This is a genomic window from Rhizobium sp. 62_C5_N11_2, from assembly GCF_051811185.1.
Classification (GTDB): domain Bacteria; phylum Pseudomonadota; class Alphaproteobacteria; order Rhizobiales; family Rhizobiaceae; genus Rhizobium; species Rhizobium leguminosarum.
The window spans coordinates 463686-481879 of the sequence record NZ_JBPWPW010000003.1; the positions used below are offsets into that span (position 1 = coordinate 463686).

Here is an 18194-nt window from a genome sequence, read left to right on the forward strand (position 1 = left end):
CGTGCCCTGGACGAACTTCCCTCTTCAAAATCGAGACCATCATCCGTCGTGCTTCCGCACGTGCGGTCGTTCAATTGCTATGAAAGGGTTTGTTATGACCACTGGCACAGTTAAATGGTTCAATTCCACCAAGGGCTTCGGCTTCATTCAGCCTGATGACGGCGGCGCTGACGCCTTCGTCCATATCTCTGCCGTCGAACGCGCTGGAATGCGTGAAATCGTCGAAGGCCAGAAGATCGGCTACGAGCTTGAGCGCGATAACAAGTCGGGCAAAATGTCCGCTTGCAATCTCCAAGCTGCCTGAACTGACATCAGCTTTCCTTTGACCGCGGATGTACCGGCACTGTCGAAAGCATGATACTATTGAGGTCAGGCACGTTGCCTGGCCTTTTTGCTGAGTCGGCCAGCGGGCTGCTGCGTAATTCCTTAAACGCGGAATCGATTTCAGGAATTATGCAGTAATTCAAAGTGTTACAGCGTCCTTTGCGCGTCTGAAAAACGCGCGGCGCTCTAATAAAATCCGGGATGAATATGACAGAGACACACAGCAAATCACGCAAGCAGGCGGAGATTGCCTTCGGAAACGTGCAATCGCAGTTCTTGGAGCGAAGCCGCGCGGTCGAAGAGATCGACTCGACAGTGCGGGCCCGCGAGGAAAAAACCTTGCGGTTACGCGAGGCCCGTGAGGCCAAGGAATTGCAGGATCGCTTGGCAGCGACGACTGCCCCTGCCGCGAAGCGGAAAAAGAAAATCTGACCCTGCTGCATAATTCCTTAAATCGGATTCGATTTCAGGATAAAACATGCGGCAGTTCAAAATATTGCAGCGTCCTTTGCGCGTCTGAAGACGCGCGGCGCCTTAGAACAGGATGATTTTAGGCCGGGATCGCCCTAAACTCTGAATCCTGTTCTTATTAAAGAGTTAGAGCATGATGTCGTCCGAAAACCGCGCACACTTTTCGCCCATCATGCTCTAGGGTCGAAGTCAAACAGTCAGGAAACAGATTTGAAAAACGCCAGAAACAACGAGCTTTCCGATCGCCGCAGCGCAGCTGCCGAAGCCAAGGCCGCTCTCCTCAACGCGTATCGCACCGCCAAAGATACGGCCGAACCCACAAGGCTGGCAAAGCAAGCGGAGCGTCAAGCCATTGCCGCGGCCAGGGAAGAACGGCGTGCTGCGCGAGAACGGCTGAAGCTTGAGGAACTGGAGCGGGCTAAAGCCGCGGAAGCCGAGCGTCAGGCCGCCGCCGAAGCCGCAGCACGCGCCGATGCCGACGCGCGCGAAGCGGCTGACAAAGACAGGATCGCTCGCGTGATTGCGGACGAAGCCGCCCGAAAGGCCGAACGCGACCTGCGTTACGCCAATCGCAAAGCCAGAAAGTCCTGACCGTCAGCGCTGCCTGTTGTCGCAACAGGCAGCGCGCTGTCGTTCACGCGGCCTGCACGGCTGCATTCAGCGGGATTTCGACGTCGATCTCAAGGGTCGAGACGTACTCGTTGCGATCGATCGTCACCTGCACCTTGTCGTGGTCGAGCTGCACGTGCTTTGCGATCACCGCAAGGATTTCCTCGCGCAGCAGGGAGACCAGGTCCGACCCCGCCGAGGAACGTTCATGGGCGAGAAGGACCTGCAGCCGTTCGCGGGCGGCCGGTGCGGTTCTCTGCTTGTTGAAAAGACGGAAAATATTCATGCCGCCCTCCGTCCGAAGATCTTGCCGAAAATATTCCTCTTTTCCTCTGGGATCGCGATCGGCACCGTCTCGCCGGCGAGCCGGCGAGCGGCGTCGAAATAGGCCATCGCAGCCGCGCTGCGACTGTCTGCCAGCGTGACCGGTGCACCGATGTTGGATGCCCGCAGAACATCCATGCTTTCGGGTATGATGCCGAGGAGCGGGATGGACAGGATCTCCAGGACGTCGTCGACCTTGAGCATGTCGCCGCGTTCGGCGCGATTGGCGTCGTAGCGGGTGAGCAGCAGGTGCTTTTCCATCCGCTCGCCGCGCTCGGCCTTGGCGGTCTTGGCATCCAGTAGGCCGATGATGCGATCCGAATCGCGCACCGACGAGACCTCGGGATTGGTGACGACCACGGCAACATCGGCGTGGCGCATGGCAAGCGTTGCACCGCGCTCGATCCCGGCGGGGCTGTCGCAGATGATCCAGTCGAAATAGCGCTTCAGGTCGTTGATGACGCGCTCGACGCCCTCGGCCGTCAGATTGTCCTTGTCGCGCGTCTGCGAGGCCGGCAAGAGGAACAGCGTCTCCAGCCGCTTGTCGCGGATCAGTGCCTGGGTAAGCTTGGCGTCGCCCTGGATGACATTGATCAGGTCGTAGACGACCCTGCGTTCGGCGCCCATCACGAGGTCGAGATTGCGTAAGCCCACGTCGAAATCGACGACGACGACTTTTTCATTGCGTTGCGCCAGCGCCGCTCCTAATGCGGCGGTCGAGGTCGTCTTGCCAACCCCGCCCTTGCCTGACGTGACGACGATCACTTTCCCCATCATTGTCTCTCCTTTGCCGTGGCCCCAGTAATTCAAAGTGTTAAAGCGTCCTCTTGCGGCTCTCGAAGAGACGCGCGGCGCTGCCGTCAGATCAGTTTCTCTGCCATGATCGCGTCGTCCTCGAGCCAGAGCTGAACAGCCTGTCCGCGAAGATTGGGGGCCATGTCTTCCGCCATTTTGTAGATGCCGTCGATTGCAACCAGCTCGGCCTCGAGCTTGCGGCAAAAGATCCGCGCCGATGCGTTTCCGATGGACCCTGCCATGGCTCGGCCACGCAAGGTGCCATAGATATGGACGGAGCCGCCGGCGATGACCTCGGCACCCGAGGCGACCGAACCGATGACGGTGACGTCGCCTTCCGGAAAGATCACCGATTGCCCCGAGCGCACAGGCTCCCGGATGACGATCGATTGCATGGCCGGGCGGGTCTCTGCTACCGCCGGTTTGCCGGGCGGATCGACAGGCTCCTTTGCCTGAACCTCAATATCGGAAACCGACCGACCGCCCTTGAGCGCCGGCGGCATGCCGGATCCGAGGATGGAAGGCCGCGCGCCCTCGATGCCCATGATGCTGACATTGCGCTTGGCAAGTTCAGCAATCAGGTCCTTCAGCTGCGGCCGGTCGATTTGCAGGTCCGTCAGGTCGAGCACGACAGGCCGTCCGAGGAAGAAGCCGGCCGAACGTGCGGCCAGATCGTCCAGGCGGGTCAACCAATCATCGATCGGAAGATCCGGGGACAGCATGACCGCGAGGAAAGAGCGGCCCTTGATGCGGATAGAGCGAGCGTCTGTTAGCACTTTGGTCATCTATGTGAAGAAATCGTTGACCATGTCTACCGCTGCTATGGTTAACAAAAAGTTAACGCGGCCTTAACATTACCGACAATCACAGCAGATTCTTCACACACTGAATTACCGCAAGTCATTGGAAAAGCGTTGCAATCGCTGGAAGCGCCGAACGGTTAATAATACGGCTTCGAAGGTGAGCCGCAAATCTGCCGCTGCTTGGGTAACGCTCAGCCTTCCGCCTTGCGTTGTGCGTTGGAAATGGCGCGTGCGGCCTCTTCCGAGGAGTTGGCAAGCGTGCGCATCTCGGCGGCAAGCACGGCAAAGCCCGATCCAGCCGTGCCGGCGCGAGCAGCCTCGATGCCGGCATTGACGGCGAGCAGCTTCAGGTAACGCAGTGATTGCAGGATCTCATTGGTCTTCGAGGCGGTGACGCGCATATCGGCGGTCTGGTCATCGATTCGCTGATAGAGTGATTCGATATTGATGATGCTGCCTTCGAGATAGAGAAGTTCACCCTTCTCGTCCCAGATGCCGCCGCCCGTCTCGGTGACCCAGATGAGATGGCCCATGGCGTGACGGATGCGGTATTCCATCGTCCAGTCGGTGCGCCTCTCCAGCGCCCGTCCGACGATCTCGTCCATCAGAGGCACGTCTTCCTCGTACATGATCGAGGTGAAGGTCCGCGTGCGGTTGCCGATGATTTCCTCGGCGGGATAACCGAAGATGCGCTCGATGCCGTTGGTCATCTCCAGCATCGTATAGTTTTCATCGGCACGGCAGCGATAGAGAAAACCACTCATGCGCCCGAGAATGCTCGTTTGAAAATCCATGAAGGCCACATCCGAAGAGAAGAGTTGCAGATGGATTTATGTCGTCTCATTTAAAAAGGCGCACGTCACAATGCCGGAAGAGAGCACGAACACCCTCCACCGGCAATGCAGTCCGCCTCATCAGTTGCGCAGATATTCCTCCATGGAATCGTCGAGCGCCTCGACCCAGGGCGTGTGGTGCGTCGGCGACATGTTGCCGGTCATCAGCGACCGGTAGGCATGGTCGCGGAAGCCCATGATGTTGTGGGCCTTGTGATGTTCCCACTCCATGAAGGTCTGGTTGGTGCCCTCGATGTCGAAGTTGGGATAGTCGGTTTCGGCAAGCAGTTCCTTCACGTAATCGCCCTGGTACCAGATCATCTGCTCGGCATCCTCGAGCGTTTCCTCGCGGGCGCGCCACATGTCGAAATTGGCTTTCAGCTCCTCTTCGGATGGCAGGGTGATGCGACCCATCATCACGTCGCGCGCCCACCAGGCCTGCACGTCGAACATGTTGAAGGTGTAGAACTGGTCCTGCATGCCGATATAGAAAAGCTGCGGGTTCTTGTCGAAGATCACCCCCTTGTAGAGGCTGTCGGCCCAGAGGCGGTTGGCGGTCTTCAGCCGGAGGTCGTCGGGCAGGAAGGGGAAGTGGTGCTGGTATCCGGTGCAGAGGATCACCGCATCGACCTCCTTGGTCGAGCCGTCGAGGAAATGCGCCGTGCGGTTTTCGAGCTTGGTCAACAGCGGCCGCTCCTCGAAATTCTCCGGCCATTTGAAGCCCATCGGCTTCGAGCGATAGCTGGTCGTCACCGATTTCGCGCCATATTTCCAGCATTGCGAGCCGATGTCTTCGGCCGAATAGCTGCGGCCGACGATCAGGATATCCTTGCCCTTGAACTCCAGCGCGTCGCGGAAATCATGGGCATGCAGCACGCGGCCGTTGAAGGTCTTCACGCCCTCGAAATAGGGCACGTTCGGCGTCGAGAAATGACCTGATGCCACGACGACATAGTCGAATTCCTCGTCATACATCCGGTCCTCGATGCGGTTATGCGCCGTCACCGTGAATTTCTTCGTCTGATCGTTGAAGCGAACCATGCGCACCGGCGTGCTGAAACGTACCCAATGGCGGACGTTCGCCTTCTCGACGCGGCCCTTGATGTAATCCCAGAGCACGGCGCGCGGCGGATAGGAAGCGATCGGCTTGCCGAAATGCTCCTCGAAGGAATAATCGGCGAATTCGAGGCATTCCTTCGGGCCGTTCGACCAGAGGTAACGATACATGCTGCCATGGACCGGCTCGCCATATTCGTCGAGCCCGGTGCGCCAGGTATAATTCCAGAGCCCGCCCCAGTCCGACTGCTTTTCGAAGCAGACGATCTCCGGGATCTCGGCGCCCTTCTGGGCAGCCGATTGAAAGGCGCGCAGCTGCGCCAGCCCGGAAGGACCGGCACCGATGACGGCTACTCTTGTCATGAAGCATTCCCCTCTTGATTATGTCGTTTTATCTGGTGCATCGCCGCCTCAGTCCGGATAGATGCCGGGGCTGGTCGGCGCCCCGTCGTCATATTTGGAAAGCCAGTCGATCGTCGTCCCGCGGAAGCGGGTGAGGCCCTTGTAGTCAATGAGCTCGGCCGGCAGCGTCTTCAGCACGCGCGGGAAGCGGCGCGCCCATTTCGGCACGGTGACGAGCTCTTCCATGTTCATCAGGTAGCAGCGGATGACGAAGAGGATGGCGTTCGAGCGCGGCAGGCGCCAGAGGCTCTGCAATTCGACGCGCAGATGCACCTTTTCGCCGACATTCTCCGGCGTCACCGTCGTGCGGTCCGGACCCCATTTGTGATAGTTCTCCGGGCTGGTGTCGAGCCGCGGATTGATCGTCATCGTCCAGTTGAAGCGTCGTGTCGGCTTGCCCTGCTGCAGGTTCAGCAGGAATTTCAGCGCCCGGTCGAAGACGCCGATCTGGTGGGCGAGCGGCACCGGTCCGTGCCATTCCATGAAATTCATGCCGATATCGAAATCGAGCGACCAGTCGGCCTGCGTCGTCACCATGCCGGCATCCATCCAGAGATTGCTGTCGCGCTGGTCGACGATGCAGAAATCGCCCTGGGCCTGGCGGGTGATATATTCGAAGGGCTCATAGGGCAGCGTCGAGGCATCGCCGAAGGTGAAGCTATCGTCGATGCCGAGCGGGCGGTTGATCCAGCGCCACTGGTCGCCGTTGCGGATCAGCGTGAAGTGTTCGGGGTACCCTGCCGCCTGCTCTTCCATCAAAAGTTCGAGCGTGTCCCACTGCGCGCTCATCATGTGCGGCAGCGCCTGGTAGCGTAGCGGATCTTCCTTCAGCACCAGCGCCCGGTCGTGCATCTCGGCGACATAATGCTCGTCGACGTCGATCAGACTTTCGTAGACGGTTCCCGCCCGGCCGTGCACATGCGGCTCCATGTTGACCGAATACATGTATTCGTCGCGGTCGAAGGGAAACGGGAAACGCCGGATGTTCTCGGGGCTGTTCCGATAGCTGAAATCGTTCCGGAAGGTTTCCTGCTTGAAGACGATTGCCATGTCCGGTCTCCTTGTTCCGCTTCCGATGCCGCTAGAGATCAAGATGCAGCGTGTTTCCCTCGAAGCGGGAAACACAGATCATCACCTTGCGACCGGATGCTTTTTCTTCGCTCGTCAAATAGACGTCATGGTGCAGCAGCTTGCCGTTGCAGGTAACGACCCCGGTCTCGCATTGACCGCAGGCGCCGCCGCGACAGAGGAAGGGCGCGTCGACGCCCGCCGCCTCGATTGCCTCCAGCATGCTTTCGTGATGGCCGACCTTCACGGTCTTGCCGGACCGCAGGAGCTCGATCGCGAAGGGCTTGCCGGGCAGCGACGACAGGAACCGTTCCGAATGCAAGTTCTGTTCCGGCCAGCCGGCGTTGAGGCCGGTTTTCAGCACGCCATCGATCATCCCCGACGGGCCGCAGACATAAAGATGCGTGCCGAGCGGCTGGCTGTCGAGCAGGCGTGTCAACGGGATAGCGCCGCCTTCGGCGTCGCAATAGATCTTGATGCGATGTCTGCCGTAGCGCTCGACGAGTTGCTGCCAATAGGCGCCGCGGTCGCGCGTGCGGATGGCATAATGCAGCTCGAAATTGGCGCCCTCGCGGGAAAACTGCTCCATCATCGCGATGAAGGGGGTAATGCCGATGCCGCCGGCGATCAGAAGGTGCTTGCGTCCGCGCCAGTCCGGCTGGAACAGGTTGACGGGATAGCTGACCTTCAGCTCATCGCCTTCGCTGAGCTTCTCATGCATGAAGGTGGAGCCGCCGCGTGAATCCTCGACATGTAGCACGCTGATCTCATAGGCTGCGCAATCATGCGGCGGCGACATCAGCGAATAGGCGTTGCGGCGCATATGGCCGCCATCGTTCATCGAGACGATGATATGCGCGCCGCCGGAGAAATAGGGCATCGGCTTGCCGTCAAGGCGCTCGAAACGGAAGCGCTTGACGCGCTCGGCGATCGGCGTAATCCGCGTCACGCGGACAGGAATTTCAGTGCCACCGCTCAAAGGAACAAATCCTCCGGATCAGGCGCGCTGCCCGGTTCTTCGGCGTCGATATTGACGCCCTGGAAGGCAGCGAGCCGGCGCGAATAATGGTCGCGTACCAGAAGCGGCAGCCCGCAATGGCTGCAGGCAAAGGGGCTGGTGGTGACGTCGTCGGTAATGCCCTTGCAATGGACGCATTGCACACGCCGGGCCAGCGAGCCGCGATGCTCGGTGATGACGGAGGCATGGTCCATGCCGTAATCGAGCGCCACCAGCATTGCCTGGCCGATGAAGCCTTCCGTGCCCGATAGATAGAGCCGCGTGCCCATATGTGCGGTGGCCAGCGAACCCTTCAGTCGGAAGAGCAGCGTTGCGATGGTCGGCGCCGTGAAGAACATGTCGGCGCCGAGGCGGCGCAGCGCCTCGTCCAGGCCGGACCCTTGAGAGCCGCGGGCGACATAGAGGATTTCACTGCGGGCAAGCGCCGTTTCGTCAAGCGCTGGCTGCTGATCGAGGAGAGCCTTGGCGCCCTCCCCTTCGAGCGCGAAAATGTGCCGCCGGGCGCGCGGCTGGATGGTCAGGCCCGTGTAGACTGGTCGGCTCTTGATGCCTGCAACGAGCATTCGCGTGCTCCTTAACCTACGGCGGTCCTCTTCTTCTTCTCCGGATCGTCGAAAGGAAGCGTGTGGGCGGTGGCGCCTGCCATCACGGTCTTGCCGCGGACTTCAAGTTTCGTCCCATGCACCGCCTTGTCAACGTCCAGACGAGCAATCGCCATGGATTTCTGCGTCAGCGACGAATAGCTCGGGCAGGTAATGACGCCGACCTTTTTTCCGTCGGCAAAGACTTCGTCGCCGAGATCGGCCGGTCCGTCGGCATCGATCAGCATGCCAAAGATCTTGAAGCGTTCTTTGCCCTTCAGGCGAGCATGTTCCTCGGCGCCACGGAAGCCCGTTTTGCCGGGGCTGACGGTAAAGTCGAGGCCGAGTTCCCAGAGACTGTCGCCGGGCGGCTGATCGGCGAAGGGATACATCTGCGAATTGTCATAGGGATAGAAGAGCAGGTAGCTTTCGACGCGCAGCATGTCGAGAACGGAGAAACAGCAGGGGATGATGCCCATTTCCTTGCCTTCCTCGACGATCCGGTCCCAGACCATGACAGCGTCCTGGCCGCGCACGAAGATCTCGTAGCCGCGTTCGCCGGTATAGCCGGTGCGCGAGATCATCACCGGTGCGCCGAACAGCGTCGTCTGCATGTGGTGGAAATATTTGAGGTCGCGGATGCCGGGCACATATTTGGCGAGATAGTCGACCGCGATCGGACCCTGCAGCGACAGGTCGTGCAGGTCATCGTCGAAGAGCACGGCGCAATTGCGGCCCGCCGCCTGCTTGACGACCTCCTCGTGGCCGGAGCCGGAGCCATGCACCAGCATCCAGGAATTCGGGCCGGTGCGATAGACGATGCAGTCGTCGGTGAAGTGGCCGCGGTCGTTCAGCATGGTCGCATAGACCGACCGACCGGGGTAGATCTTCGTCAGGTCGCGGGTGGTGATGGAGTCGAGCACGGCGATGGCGTGCGGGCCGACCAGGTGCACCTTCTTCAGGCCCGAGACATCCATGATGCCGGCCTTGGTGCGGACTGCGACATGCTCTTCCGACATGTCCTTGTCGTAGGTCCAGGCGGTGCCCATGCCGCTCCAGTCCTCGAGCTTCGATCCCAGAGCGCGATGCCGATCCGCCAAGACGGAGAAACGCCATGATAAAGCCATTGTCCGTTCCCTTTTGTTTCCTCTACGGAATATTTATTTCCTGACTATATAAGTCTTTCGCGCCGTGGCAAGCCCGCCTGGCATGCATTTCCCAAACTTTGATGGCACCTGCCGCAACCTTAACGCTCTAAATGACGGATGCGGCGAGGCTACTACTGTCGATGCACGTCTCAACCCATGCGTTCGGAGGCGTAGCTGCCGGGGCTTGCCGGAAAGACCACGGTGCGATTGCCGTTGATGAAGGTGCGGTGATGGATGTGGGCGTGGATGGCACGCGCCAGCACCTGGCTTTCGACGTCGCGGCCGATCGAGACATAGTCGTCGGGCGACTGCGCATGGGTGATGCGCGCCGTGTCCTGCTCGATGATCGGGCCTTCGTCGAGATCGGCGGTGACGTAATGCGCCGTCGCTCCGATCAGCTTCACGCCGCGGCCGTAGGCCTGCTTGTAAGGGTTGGCGCCTTTGAAGCTCGGCAGAAAGGAATGGTGGATGTTGATGATCCGGCCGGACATCTTCTGGCACATCTCGTCCGACAGGATCTGCATGTAGCGGGCGAGCACGATCAACTCCGTGCCGGTCTGCTCGGCCACCTCCATGATACGGGCCTCGGCCTGCACCTTGTTGGCCTTGGTGACGGGAATATGGTGGAAGGGAATGTCATGGTTGACCACGACCTTCTGGTAATCGAAATGGTTGGAGACGACGCCGACGATATCGATCGGCAGTGCGCCGATCTTCCAGCGGTAAAGCAGGTCGTTGAGGCAATGGCCGAAGCGCGACACCATTAAGAGCACCTTCATGCGCTTCTCGCTGTCGTGAAAATCATAATCCATTTCGAAGGGCGCTGCGACGGCAGCAAAGCCGGCGTCGATATCAGCACCCGAAAGCCCCTCTTCCGAAATGAAGCTGACGCGCATGAAGAACTTTCCGGTATCGAGATCGTCGAACTGCGAGCTGTCGATGATGTTGCAGCCCTTGTCGGCCAGATAGCTCGAAATCGCCGCGACGATGCCACGTGTCGATTTGCAGGATACGGTGAGTACGAAGTTCTTCATGCTGTCACTTTCTTCGCCATATCAAGTGCAAGGTCCGATCACGCCGAAGCCTGTTCGCCCCGGCGCGCGTCAGCGTGTCAATAGAGCGCCGCGCGTCTTTTCAGACGCGCCAAGGACGCTCTATCACTTTGAATCAGCGCATAATCCTTTCCGAAAATCGATTCCGGTTTTCGGGAGGTATGCGCCAGAGGCGTCCAGCCACTCAGATGTCGAGCGTGCTGTCGCGTTCCCACTGGGTGAAATGCGAGCAATAGGCATTCCATTCCTGATGCTTGAGCTTGAGATAGGCGGCGGAAAACTCAGCCCCGATCGCCTCCTTCAAGCCTTCGTCGGCATCATAGGCACGTAGCGCGTCGAGCAGGTTGAGCGGCAGGCGCGGCGCGTCCTTCACCAGATGCCCCTCGGCATACATGTCGATATCGTAGTGCCGGCCGGGATCGGCCTGGCTGCGGATGCCGTCGAGGCCGGCGGCGATGATGATCGCCTGCAGCAGGTACGGGTTGACCGCACCGTCCGGCAGGCGCAATTCGAAACGTCCCGGCCCCGGCACACGCACCATGTGAGTGCGGTTGTTGCCCGTCCAGGTCACGGTGTTCGGCGACCAGGTCGCGCCCGATGTCGTGCGCGGCGCGTTGATGCGCTTGTAGGAATTGACCGTCGGATTGGTGATCGCAGCAAGCGCGGAGGCGTGTTTCATGATGCCGCCGAGAAAGGTTTTCCCCTGAGCGGAAAGCCCAAAGGCCATTTCCTTGTCCGCGAAGGCGTTTACCTTGCCATCGATGTCCCAGACCGAGATGTGGGCATGGCACCCGTTTCCGGTCAGGCCTTTGAAGGGTTTCGGCATGAAGGTGGCGCGAAGGCCGTGCTTTTCGGCGACCGACTTGACCATGAACTTGAAGAAAGAGTGCTTGTCTGCCGTCTGAAGAGCGTCGTCATATTCCCAGTTCATCTCGAACTGGCCATTCGCGTCCTCGTGGTCGTTCTGATAGGGCTTCCAGCCGAGCTCGAGCATGTAGTCGCAAATCTCGGCAATGACATCATACCGACGCATCACGGCCTGCTGGTCGTAGCAAGGCTTCTCGGCTGTATCGAACTGGTCTGAAATCACCGAGCCGTCAGAAGAGATGAGAAAGAACTCGGGCTCCACGCCGGTTTTCACCCGGAGCCCTTCTTTCGCAGCTTCAGCGACCAGTCTTTTCAGCAGCACACGCGGCGCCTGTTCGACAGGCTTATCGTCCATGACGCAGTCGGCGGCAACCCATGCGACGTCTTTCTTCCAGGGTAGTTGGATGACCGAGGAAGCATCGGGAACCGCGAACAGGTCGGGATGGGCAGGCGTCAAATCGAGCCAAGTTGCGAAGCCCGCGAAGCCGGCGCCATCTTTCTGCATATCGGCGATGGCTTCTGCGGGGACCAGCTTGGCGCGTTGGCCGCCGAACAGGTCGGTATAGCTGATCATGAAATATTTGATGCCTTTGTCTCTGGCAAAAGCAGCAAGGTCCAGTGTCATTCTCGTTCCCCTTTGGATTTCTTGGAGACACTTTGGTTATGGATGCGAGACGGCCGGGACGTCTGCCCGGCCGGTAGAAATCAGTAGCCTCCCTTGCCGGGATACCAGTTTGTGCCGGCGAGCGGGATCTGGGCCATGGCGGCGGCCTCCATCGTCAGGGCGCAAAGATCTTCCGGTTCCAGGTTGTGCAGGTGGTTCTTGCCGCAGGCGCGCGCAATGGTCTGGGCTTCCAGCGTCATAACCTTCAGATAGTTGGCGAGACGGCGGCCGGCGGCGATTGGATCAAGCCGCTTCATCAGTTCCGGGTCCTGCGTCGTGATGCCGGCCGGGTCTTTGCCTTCGTGCCAGTCGTCATAGGCGCCGGCCGTCGTGCCGAGCTTTTGGTATTCTTCTTCCCAATGCGGATCGTTGTCGCCGATCGCAACGAGCGCCGCCGTGCCGATAGCAACGGCATCGGCACCCAGCGCCAGTGCCTTGGCCACGTCGGCGCCCGAACGGATGCCGCCCGAGATGATCAGTTGCACCTTGCGATGCATGCCGAGATCCTGCAGCGCCTGGACCGCGGGGCGGATGCAGGCGAGCGTCGGCATGCCGACATTCTCGATGAAGACATCCTGCGTCGCGGCGGTTCCACCCTGCATGCCATCGAGCACCACCACGTCGGCACCGGCCTTCACGGCCAGCGCTGTGTCGTAATAGGGACGCGCGCCGCCGACCTTCACATAGATCGGCTTTTCCCAGTCGGTGATCTCGCGCAGTTCCAGGATCTTGATTTCGAGGTCGTCCGGGCCAGTCCAATCCGGATGGCGGCAGGCCGAGCGCTGGTCGATGCCCTTCGGCAGGTTGCGCATGTTGGCGACGCGATCGGAGATCTTCTGGCCGAGCAGCATGCCGCCGCCGCCGGGCTTTGCGCCTTGACCGACAACCACTTCGATCGCATCGGCGCGACGCAGGTCCTTGGGATTCATGCCGTATCGCGACGGCAGATACTGGTAGACCAACGTCTGTGAATGGCCGCGCTCTTCATCGGTCATCCCGCCGTCGCCTGTCGTGGTGGAGGTTCCGGCAATCGTCGCGCCGCGTCCGAGCGCTTCCTTGGCATTGCCGGACAGGGCGCCGAAGCTCATGCCGGCAATGGTGATCGGCGTCTTCAGGTGAATGGGCTTTTTGGCAAAGCGCGCGCCGAGGACGACCGACGTGTCGCACTTCTCACGGTAACCTTCGAGCGGATAGCGCGAGATCGATGCGCCGAGAAACAGCAGGTCATCGAAATGCGGAACCTTCCGTTTGGTGCCGGCGCCACGGATGTCGTAAATGCCGGTCGCCGCAGCTCGGCGGATTTCCGCCAGCGTGTAATCGTCGAAGGTCGCGGACTTGCGCGGCGGGGTATAGGGGTTGTGATAGCTCATGATGGTCCCTCGCCTTAATATGCGTCAGCGTTGTCGATATTGAAATTGTAAAGCTTGCGGGCGGAGCCGTAACGCTTGAATTCCTCGGGCCTCACTTCGGTCACGCCCGCCTTTTCGAGAAGTTCGGCCAGCTTGGTCAGATGCTCGGGACGCAGCTCCTTTTCGATGCAATCGGCACCCAGGCTCTTAACCGAACCGCGCACGAAGAGCTTCGCCTCGTAGAGCGAATCCCCAAGCGCATCGCCGGCATCGCCGAGCACCACGAGGTGGCCGGACTGGCCCATGAAGGCGGACATGTGGCCGATATTGCCATGAACGACAATGTCGATGCCCTTCATCGAGATGCCGCAGCGCGATGCCGCATTGCCCTTGATGACAAGGAGGCCGCCGCGGCCGGTTGCGCCGGCATACTGGCTGGCATCGCCCTCGATGACGACTGTTCCAGACATCATGTTTTCCGCAACACCCGGACCTGCCGAACCGTGAACGGTGACGGTCCCGCCGTCGTTCATGCCGGCGCAATAATAGCCGACGGACCCCTTCACGTCGACCGTGACCGGCGCATCGATGCCGACGGCAACCGAATGGCTGCCGCGCGGATTGACGACTTCGAAGGAAAGATCGTTCGATCCGTTCTGGATGTTGTGCAGGGCGCTGTTGAGTTCGCGTAACGGCGTAGTGGCAAGATCAATGACAGGCATGTTTCAATAACCCTTGGAGAATGCGCATGAGGTGCCGGTCAAGCGACCTTCTGGTGATCCCAGAAATAGACGGTTGCAGGCTCCGGCTCCCAGACCCGGGCATTCTCGATGCCGGGCAGATTGACGAGCGCCCGGTATTCCGAACCGAATGCGACATACTGGTCCGTTTCGGCCATGACAGCGGGCTTGCAGGCAATTGCGTCGCGCACGACGCCGAAGCCGGATTTCGTGCCGACGACGAAGGTGAAGAAGCCATCGAGGTCATCCACCGCGCCTTCGAGCGCCTGGCCGAGATTCTTGCCCTTGGCCATCTCTGCCGTCAGATAGGCGGCGGCGACCTCGGTGTCGTTTTCCGTTTCGAAGGTCATGCCTTCGCGCTTCAGCTCGCGGCGCAGATTGTTGTGGTTCGAGAGCGAGCCATTATGCACCAGGCATTGGTCGGAGCCGGTGGAAAAAGGATGAGCGCCGAGCGTCGTGACGGCCGATTCGGTCGCCATGCGGGTATGGCCGATGCCGTGGGTGCCGGCCATTGAATTGACCGCGAAGCGGGAGACGACATCCTTTGGCAGGCCGGTTTCCTTATAGATCTCGATGGCGTCGCCGCTGCTCATGATGCGAACGTTCGGACGCAGTTCCGCAACGGCTGCCTTGCCGGCGTCGAGCAGGTCCTTCGCAAGCGTGATGACGGCATGCGTACTCTTCACCTGGATGGCGACCGGTGCGCCAACCGCCTGGCCGAGTTCGGCCTCAAGCCCGGCGAAATCCTTCTTCGGATTGGCCGACTGGATGGTGATCTTGGCATTGTTGCCGCTGGCGTCGCCATAGATCGCGATACCGGCGCTGTCCGGCCCCCGATCCGTCATCGTCACCAGCATGGACGACAGGAGCGCGCCGAGCTCCGGTTCGAGACTTTTATCCTTGAGGAAGAGACCCACAATTCCGCACATGACCAGACCTCCATTCGTGTTGAGAAAGGACTAGCAGGTCTGTTTTGGGATTTCAACTCGGAAGAAATATTTTTTCTTTTAAGGCAAGTCAGCCTTTCGAGCTCCGCTGAGGATAGGTGATGATCGAAAGGTACTTGCTAGGCAGTTTCACCAGCTGCTCCGGCCCATGCGGTGCATCGGCATCGAAGAACAGGCTGTCGCCCGGCTCCATCTGGAAAAGCTGGTCGCCATGGCGGTAAACGACCACGCCTTCCAGCATGTAGAGAAATTCCATACCCTCGTGCTGAAAGGTCGGGAAGGTGTCGGAATCGGCCGTCAGTGTGATGAGATAGGGCTCGACAATGACGCCGCTGGTATTGTTGTCGATATGGCCGAGCAGATTATATTGATGGCCGGCGCGCGTGCCGCGCCGTTCGAGCTCGATGCCCTGCCCCGCCTTGACGAAGACGGCATTGCGCGGTTCCTCATAGCGGCGAAAAAAGGCAGTCAGCGGTACGCCGAGCGCCCGCGACAGTGATTGCAGCGTCGTCAACGACGGCGAGATGTTGCCGTTCTCGATCTTCGACAGCATGCCGAGCGAAATGCCGGTGGCGGCGGCCAGATCGGTGACCGTGATGCCGAGTTTCTTGCGGTAGGCGCGCACCTCATGGCCGATCGCCATTTCGAGGTTGTTTTCCTTCGGCTCGCGAACGGCGTGCGGGTCCTGGGAAAAGGGAGCGCGTCCGCTAGGCGCCTGTTCCGGTTGCTCTGCCGCTTTACGGTTGGATTTCATGGGTTTTCCACTGCCGCCTTTTCTTTTGTCCAAGACAACCCTATCGTCATAGTGAAAATTTCTCAACCGTGAAGAAAACCTATTCCCGCCGCGCTTCGCGCGGAGCGATGCCGTAGAGGGCACGGAACATCCGGGAAAAATGGCTCAGACTGGAAAAACCGGTAGCCACCGCGATTTCCGAGACGGAAAGCGGGCTCTGTTTCAGCAGACGATGGGCATGCTGTAGCCTGATCCTGCGGTATTGATCGAGGAAGGTGGTATTGAGCTGGGCAGCAAAGAGCCGGTCGAGATGGCGGGTGGTGACGCCGGCGATGCGCGCCATGGCGGCACGCTCGAGCGGCATCTCGATCGTCTCCTCCATCCGCTCGAGAACGCTGAGCAGGCCGGGATGATAAACGCCATAACGCTCCGCCAGCGAGGCGCGCTGGGGTGCGGCGGGTTCGTTGACCTCTGTATGAAGATACCAGTCGCTGACGCGGCGGGCGAAATCCGGCCCCATGCGCTCGGCGATCAGCACATGCATCATGTCGAGCGGTGCGATGCCGCCGCCGCAGGTAATCCGGTTGCCGTCGATCATGAAGCGCGCCTGGCGCGGCGTGAGGTCCGGGAAGGCTTCAAGAAGGGCTGCGGCATGCTCCCAGTGGATGGTGAAATCGCGGCCGCCAAGCAGACCGGCAGCGGCCATCAGATAGGGGCCGCCCGAGATGCCGCCGATCCTCACACCTTCGCGCGACAGCTGCCGCAAGCAGGCAAGTACGCCGGGATACCGCCAGTCGCGGGGCAACCCGCCGGCGCAGACGAAGGCCGTTCCGAGCCCCGCGCCCCTGACGGGCAGAGGTTCGGCGGGGACGCTGACGCCCGAGGAGGAAAGCGCCGGGGCGCCATCGGGCGAGAAGATCTGCAGCCGATAGATCTCACGTCCGGCCAAGAGATTTGCCGCCCTGAGCGGTTCGGTCGCCGAGGCATAGGACATCAGCGCAAATCCCGGGATAAGGATGAAGCCGATCGTCTGGGTATTTCTGCTATCAAGTGAGGACATGTCTCTTTCTTAGCGATTTATGTCCCTAACGTGCAAGTCTACCCGCTTCTTTCTGGCATCATGCAGCCGTTCATTTCGGATTGACCCATGCGCTATTCCGCTCTTTCGATTTTCCTGAACGGCCTTCGCGGTAACAAAAGCTGGGCGCCCGCCTGGCGCGACCCGGCGCCAAGGCCGCATTACGACGTCATCATCGTCGGTGGCGGCGGCCATGGTCTTGCCACCGCCTATTATCTTGCCAAGGAATTCGGCGTCACCAATGTCGCCGTCCTCGAAAAGGGCTATCTCGGCTCGGGCAATATCGGCAGGAACACGACGATCATCCGTTCGAACTATCTGCTGCCGGGCAACAATCCCTTCTACGAGCTGTCGATGAAACTCTGGGAGGGGCTGGAGCAGGACTTCAACTTCAACGCCATGGTCTCGCAGCGCGGCGTGCTCAACCTCTTCCATTCCGACGCCCAGCGCGACGCCTATACGCGCCGCGGCAACGCCATGCGGCTGCACGGCGTCGACGCCGAGCTTCTCGACAGGCAGGCGGTGCGCCAGAAATTACCCTTCCTCGATTTCGACAATGCCCGTTTCCCCATTATGGGCGGCCTGTTCCACCCGCGCGGCGGCACGGTGCGCCACGATGCGGTCGCCTGGGGTTATGCGCGCGGCGCCGATCAGCGTGGCGTCGACATCATCACCCAGTGCGAGGTGACCGGCATCCGCAGCGAAAACGGCCAGGTGACCGGCGTCGAGACCAGCAAGGGCTTCATCGGCTGCGGCAAGCTGGCGCTTGCGGCAGCCGGCAACTCCACCGTCGTCGCCGACATGGCCGGCCTGCAGCTGCCGATCGAAAGCCATGTGCTGCAGGCCTTCGTTTCCGAAGGGCTGAAGCCGTTCATCGACACGGTCGTTACCTTCGGCGCCGGGCATTTTTACGTGTCCCAGTCGGACAAGGGCGGCCTCGTTTTCGGCGGCGATATCGACGGCTACAATTCCTATGCCCAGCGCGGCAATCTCGCTTCGGTCGAACATGTCGCCGAAGCCGGGCTGGCGATGATCCCTTCCTTGTCGCGCGTGCGGTATCTGCGCTCCTGGGGTGGCGTCATGGATATGAGCATGGACGGCTCGCCGATCATCGACCGCACCCATATCGACAATCTCTATCTCAACACCGGCTGGTGTTATGGCGGCTTCAAGGCCACGCCCGCCTCCGGCTTCTGCTACGCCCATCTGATTGCCCGCAATGCGCCGCATCAGACCGCCCGCGCCTTCCGGCTCGACCGCTTCGCGCGCGGCTACCCGATCGACGAAAAGGGCGTCGGCGCCCAGCCCAATCTGCACTGAGGACTTTCGACG

At 60.4% G+C, this 18194-nt stretch carries 20 protein-coding genes; 4 read left to right on the plus strand and 16 right to left on the minus strand.

The window, feature by feature from the left end; genetic code table 11:
* Positions 1-94 precede the first annotated feature (94 nt).
* The 3 genes from AB8B31_RS31245 to AB8B31_RS31255 all read left to right on the plus strand — a co-directional run bounded on the left by AB8B31_RS31245 (position 95) and on the right by AB8B31_RS31255 (position 1386).
* Positions 95-304, plus strand: a complete 210-nt coding sequence (locus AB8B31_RS31245; protein WP_003548109.1) for a cold-shock protein — start codon at positions 95-97, stop codon at positions 302-304.
* 227 nt (positions 305-531) lie between these two features.
* Positions 532-756, plus strand: a complete 225-nt coding sequence (locus AB8B31_RS31250; protein ID WP_026188733.1) for a hypothetical protein — start codon at positions 532-534, stop codon at positions 754-756.
* 249 nt (positions 757-1005) lie between these two features.
* Entirely contained in the window at positions 1006-1386 is a 381-nt protein-coding gene (locus AB8B31_RS31255) for a DUF6481 family protein (RefSeq protein WP_018246133.1), read from the plus strand.
* Between the two features lie 43 nt (positions 1387-1429).
* Here AB8B31_RS31255 and minE read toward each other — a convergent pair whose 3' ends face one another.
* From minE to AB8B31_RS31335, 16 genes are all read right to left on the minus strand, one after another.
* Positions 1430-1690, minus strand: a complete 261-nt coding sequence (gene minE, locus AB8B31_RS31260; protein ID WP_003574994.1) for a cell division topological specificity factor MinE — start codon at positions 1688-1690, stop codon at positions 1430-1432.
* Positions 1687-2502 carry a septum site-determining protein MinD gene (gene minD / locus AB8B31_RS31265; protein ID WP_018448670.1) on the minus strand — a complete coding sequence of 272 codons (816 nt, stop codon included), beginning with the start codon at positions 2500-2502 and terminating at the stop codon, positions 1687-1689. Before minD ends, minE begins: the two co-directional genes overlap by 4 nt.
* 86 nt (positions 2503-2588) lie before the next feature.
* On the minus strand, positions 2589-3308 hold the full coding sequence (gene minC / locus AB8B31_RS31270; protein ID WP_018246134.1) for a septum site-determining protein MinC: 720 nt from the start codon (positions 3306-3308) through the stop codon (positions 2589-2591).
* Between the two features lie 209 nt (positions 3309-3517).
* On the minus strand, positions 3518-4120 hold the full coding sequence (locus AB8B31_RS31275; protein ID WP_018246135.1) for a methyl-accepting chemotaxis protein: 603 nt from the start codon (positions 4118-4120) through the stop codon (positions 3518-3520).
* Positions 4121-4240: 120 nt separating this feature from the next.
* Positions 4241-5578, minus strand: coding sequence for an NAD(P)-binding domain-containing protein (locus AB8B31_RS31280; RefSeq protein ID WP_018246136.1), 1338 nt, complete (start codon positions 5576-5578; stop codon positions 4241-4243).
* Positions 5579-5626: 48 nt separating this feature from the next.
* Positions 5627-6667, minus strand: coding sequence for a heme-dependent oxidative N-demethylase family protein (locus AB8B31_RS31285; RefSeq protein ID WP_018246137.1), 1041 nt, complete (start codon positions 6665-6667; stop codon positions 5627-5629).
* A gap of 31 nt (positions 6668-6698) precedes the next feature.
* Positions 6699-7664, minus strand: coding sequence for a PDR/VanB family oxidoreductase (locus AB8B31_RS31290; RefSeq protein ID WP_018246138.1), 966 nt, complete (start codon positions 7662-7664; stop codon positions 6699-6701).
* The gene (locus AB8B31_RS31295) at positions 7661-8266 is read right to left on the minus strand and encodes a dimethylamine monooxygenase subunit DmmA family protein (RefSeq protein ID WP_018246139.1); all 606 of its coding nucleotides are present in this window, start codon (positions 8264-8266) and stop codon (positions 7661-7663) included. Before AB8B31_RS31295 ends, AB8B31_RS31290 begins: the two co-directional genes overlap by 4 nt.
* Positions 8267-8277: 11 nt before the next feature.
* Entirely contained in the window at positions 8278-9411 is a 1134-nt protein-coding gene (locus tag AB8B31_RS31300) for an aminomethyltransferase family protein (RefSeq protein ID WP_018246140.1), read from the minus strand.
* Between the two features lie 170 nt (positions 9412-9581).
* Positions 9582-10466, minus strand: coding sequence for a formyltetrahydrofolate deformylase (purU, locus tag AB8B31_RS31305; RefSeq protein ID WP_018246141.1), 885 nt, complete (start codon positions 10464-10466; stop codon positions 9582-9584).
* Positions 10467-10668: 202 nt separating this feature from the next.
* Positions 10669-11976 carry a type III glutamate--ammonia ligase gene (gene glnT / locus AB8B31_RS31310; RefSeq protein WP_018246142.1) on the minus strand — a complete coding sequence of 436 codons (1308 nt, stop codon included), beginning with the start codon at positions 11974-11976 and terminating at the stop codon, positions 10669-10671.
* A gap of 80 nt (positions 11977-12056) precedes the next feature.
* Positions 12057-13385, minus strand: a complete 1329-nt coding sequence (locus AB8B31_RS31315) for an FMN-binding glutamate synthase family protein (protein ID WP_003548137.1) — start codon at positions 13383-13385, stop codon at positions 12057-12059.
* 14 nt (positions 13386-13399) lie between these two features.
* A complete protein-coding gene (locus AB8B31_RS31320; RefSeq protein WP_003548139.1) occupies positions 13400-14086 on the minus strand; it encodes a GXGXG domain-containing protein in 687 nt (228 codons plus the stop codon).
* Between the two features lie 38 nt (positions 14087-14124).
* Complete coding sequence (locus tag AB8B31_RS31325; protein ID WP_018246143.1) at positions 14125-15033, minus strand: class II glutamine amidotransferase; 909 nt, start codon at positions 15031-15033, stop codon at positions 14125-14127.
* An 88-nt stretch (positions 15034-15121) separates the two neighbouring features.
* A complete protein-coding gene (locus AB8B31_RS31330) occupies positions 15122-15805 on the minus strand; it encodes a helix-turn-helix domain-containing protein (protein ID WP_018246144.1) in 684 nt (227 codons plus the stop codon).
* A 79-nt stretch (positions 15806-15884) separates the two neighbouring features.
* Positions 15885-16844 (minus strand): GlxA family transcriptional regulator, encoded by a 960-nt coding sequence (locus AB8B31_RS31335; RefSeq protein WP_018517791.1) that lies wholly within the window; start codon positions 16842-16844, stop codon positions 15885-15887.
* An 87-nt stretch (positions 16845-16931) separates the two neighbouring features.
* Between AB8B31_RS31335 and AB8B31_RS31340 the strand changes: the two genes are divergently transcribed.
* On the plus strand, positions 16932-18182 hold the full coding sequence (locus AB8B31_RS31340) for a sarcosine oxidase subunit beta family protein (protein WP_018246146.1): 1251 nt from the start codon (positions 16932-16934) through the stop codon (positions 18180-18182).
* Positions 18183-18194: the final 12 nt, after the last annotated feature.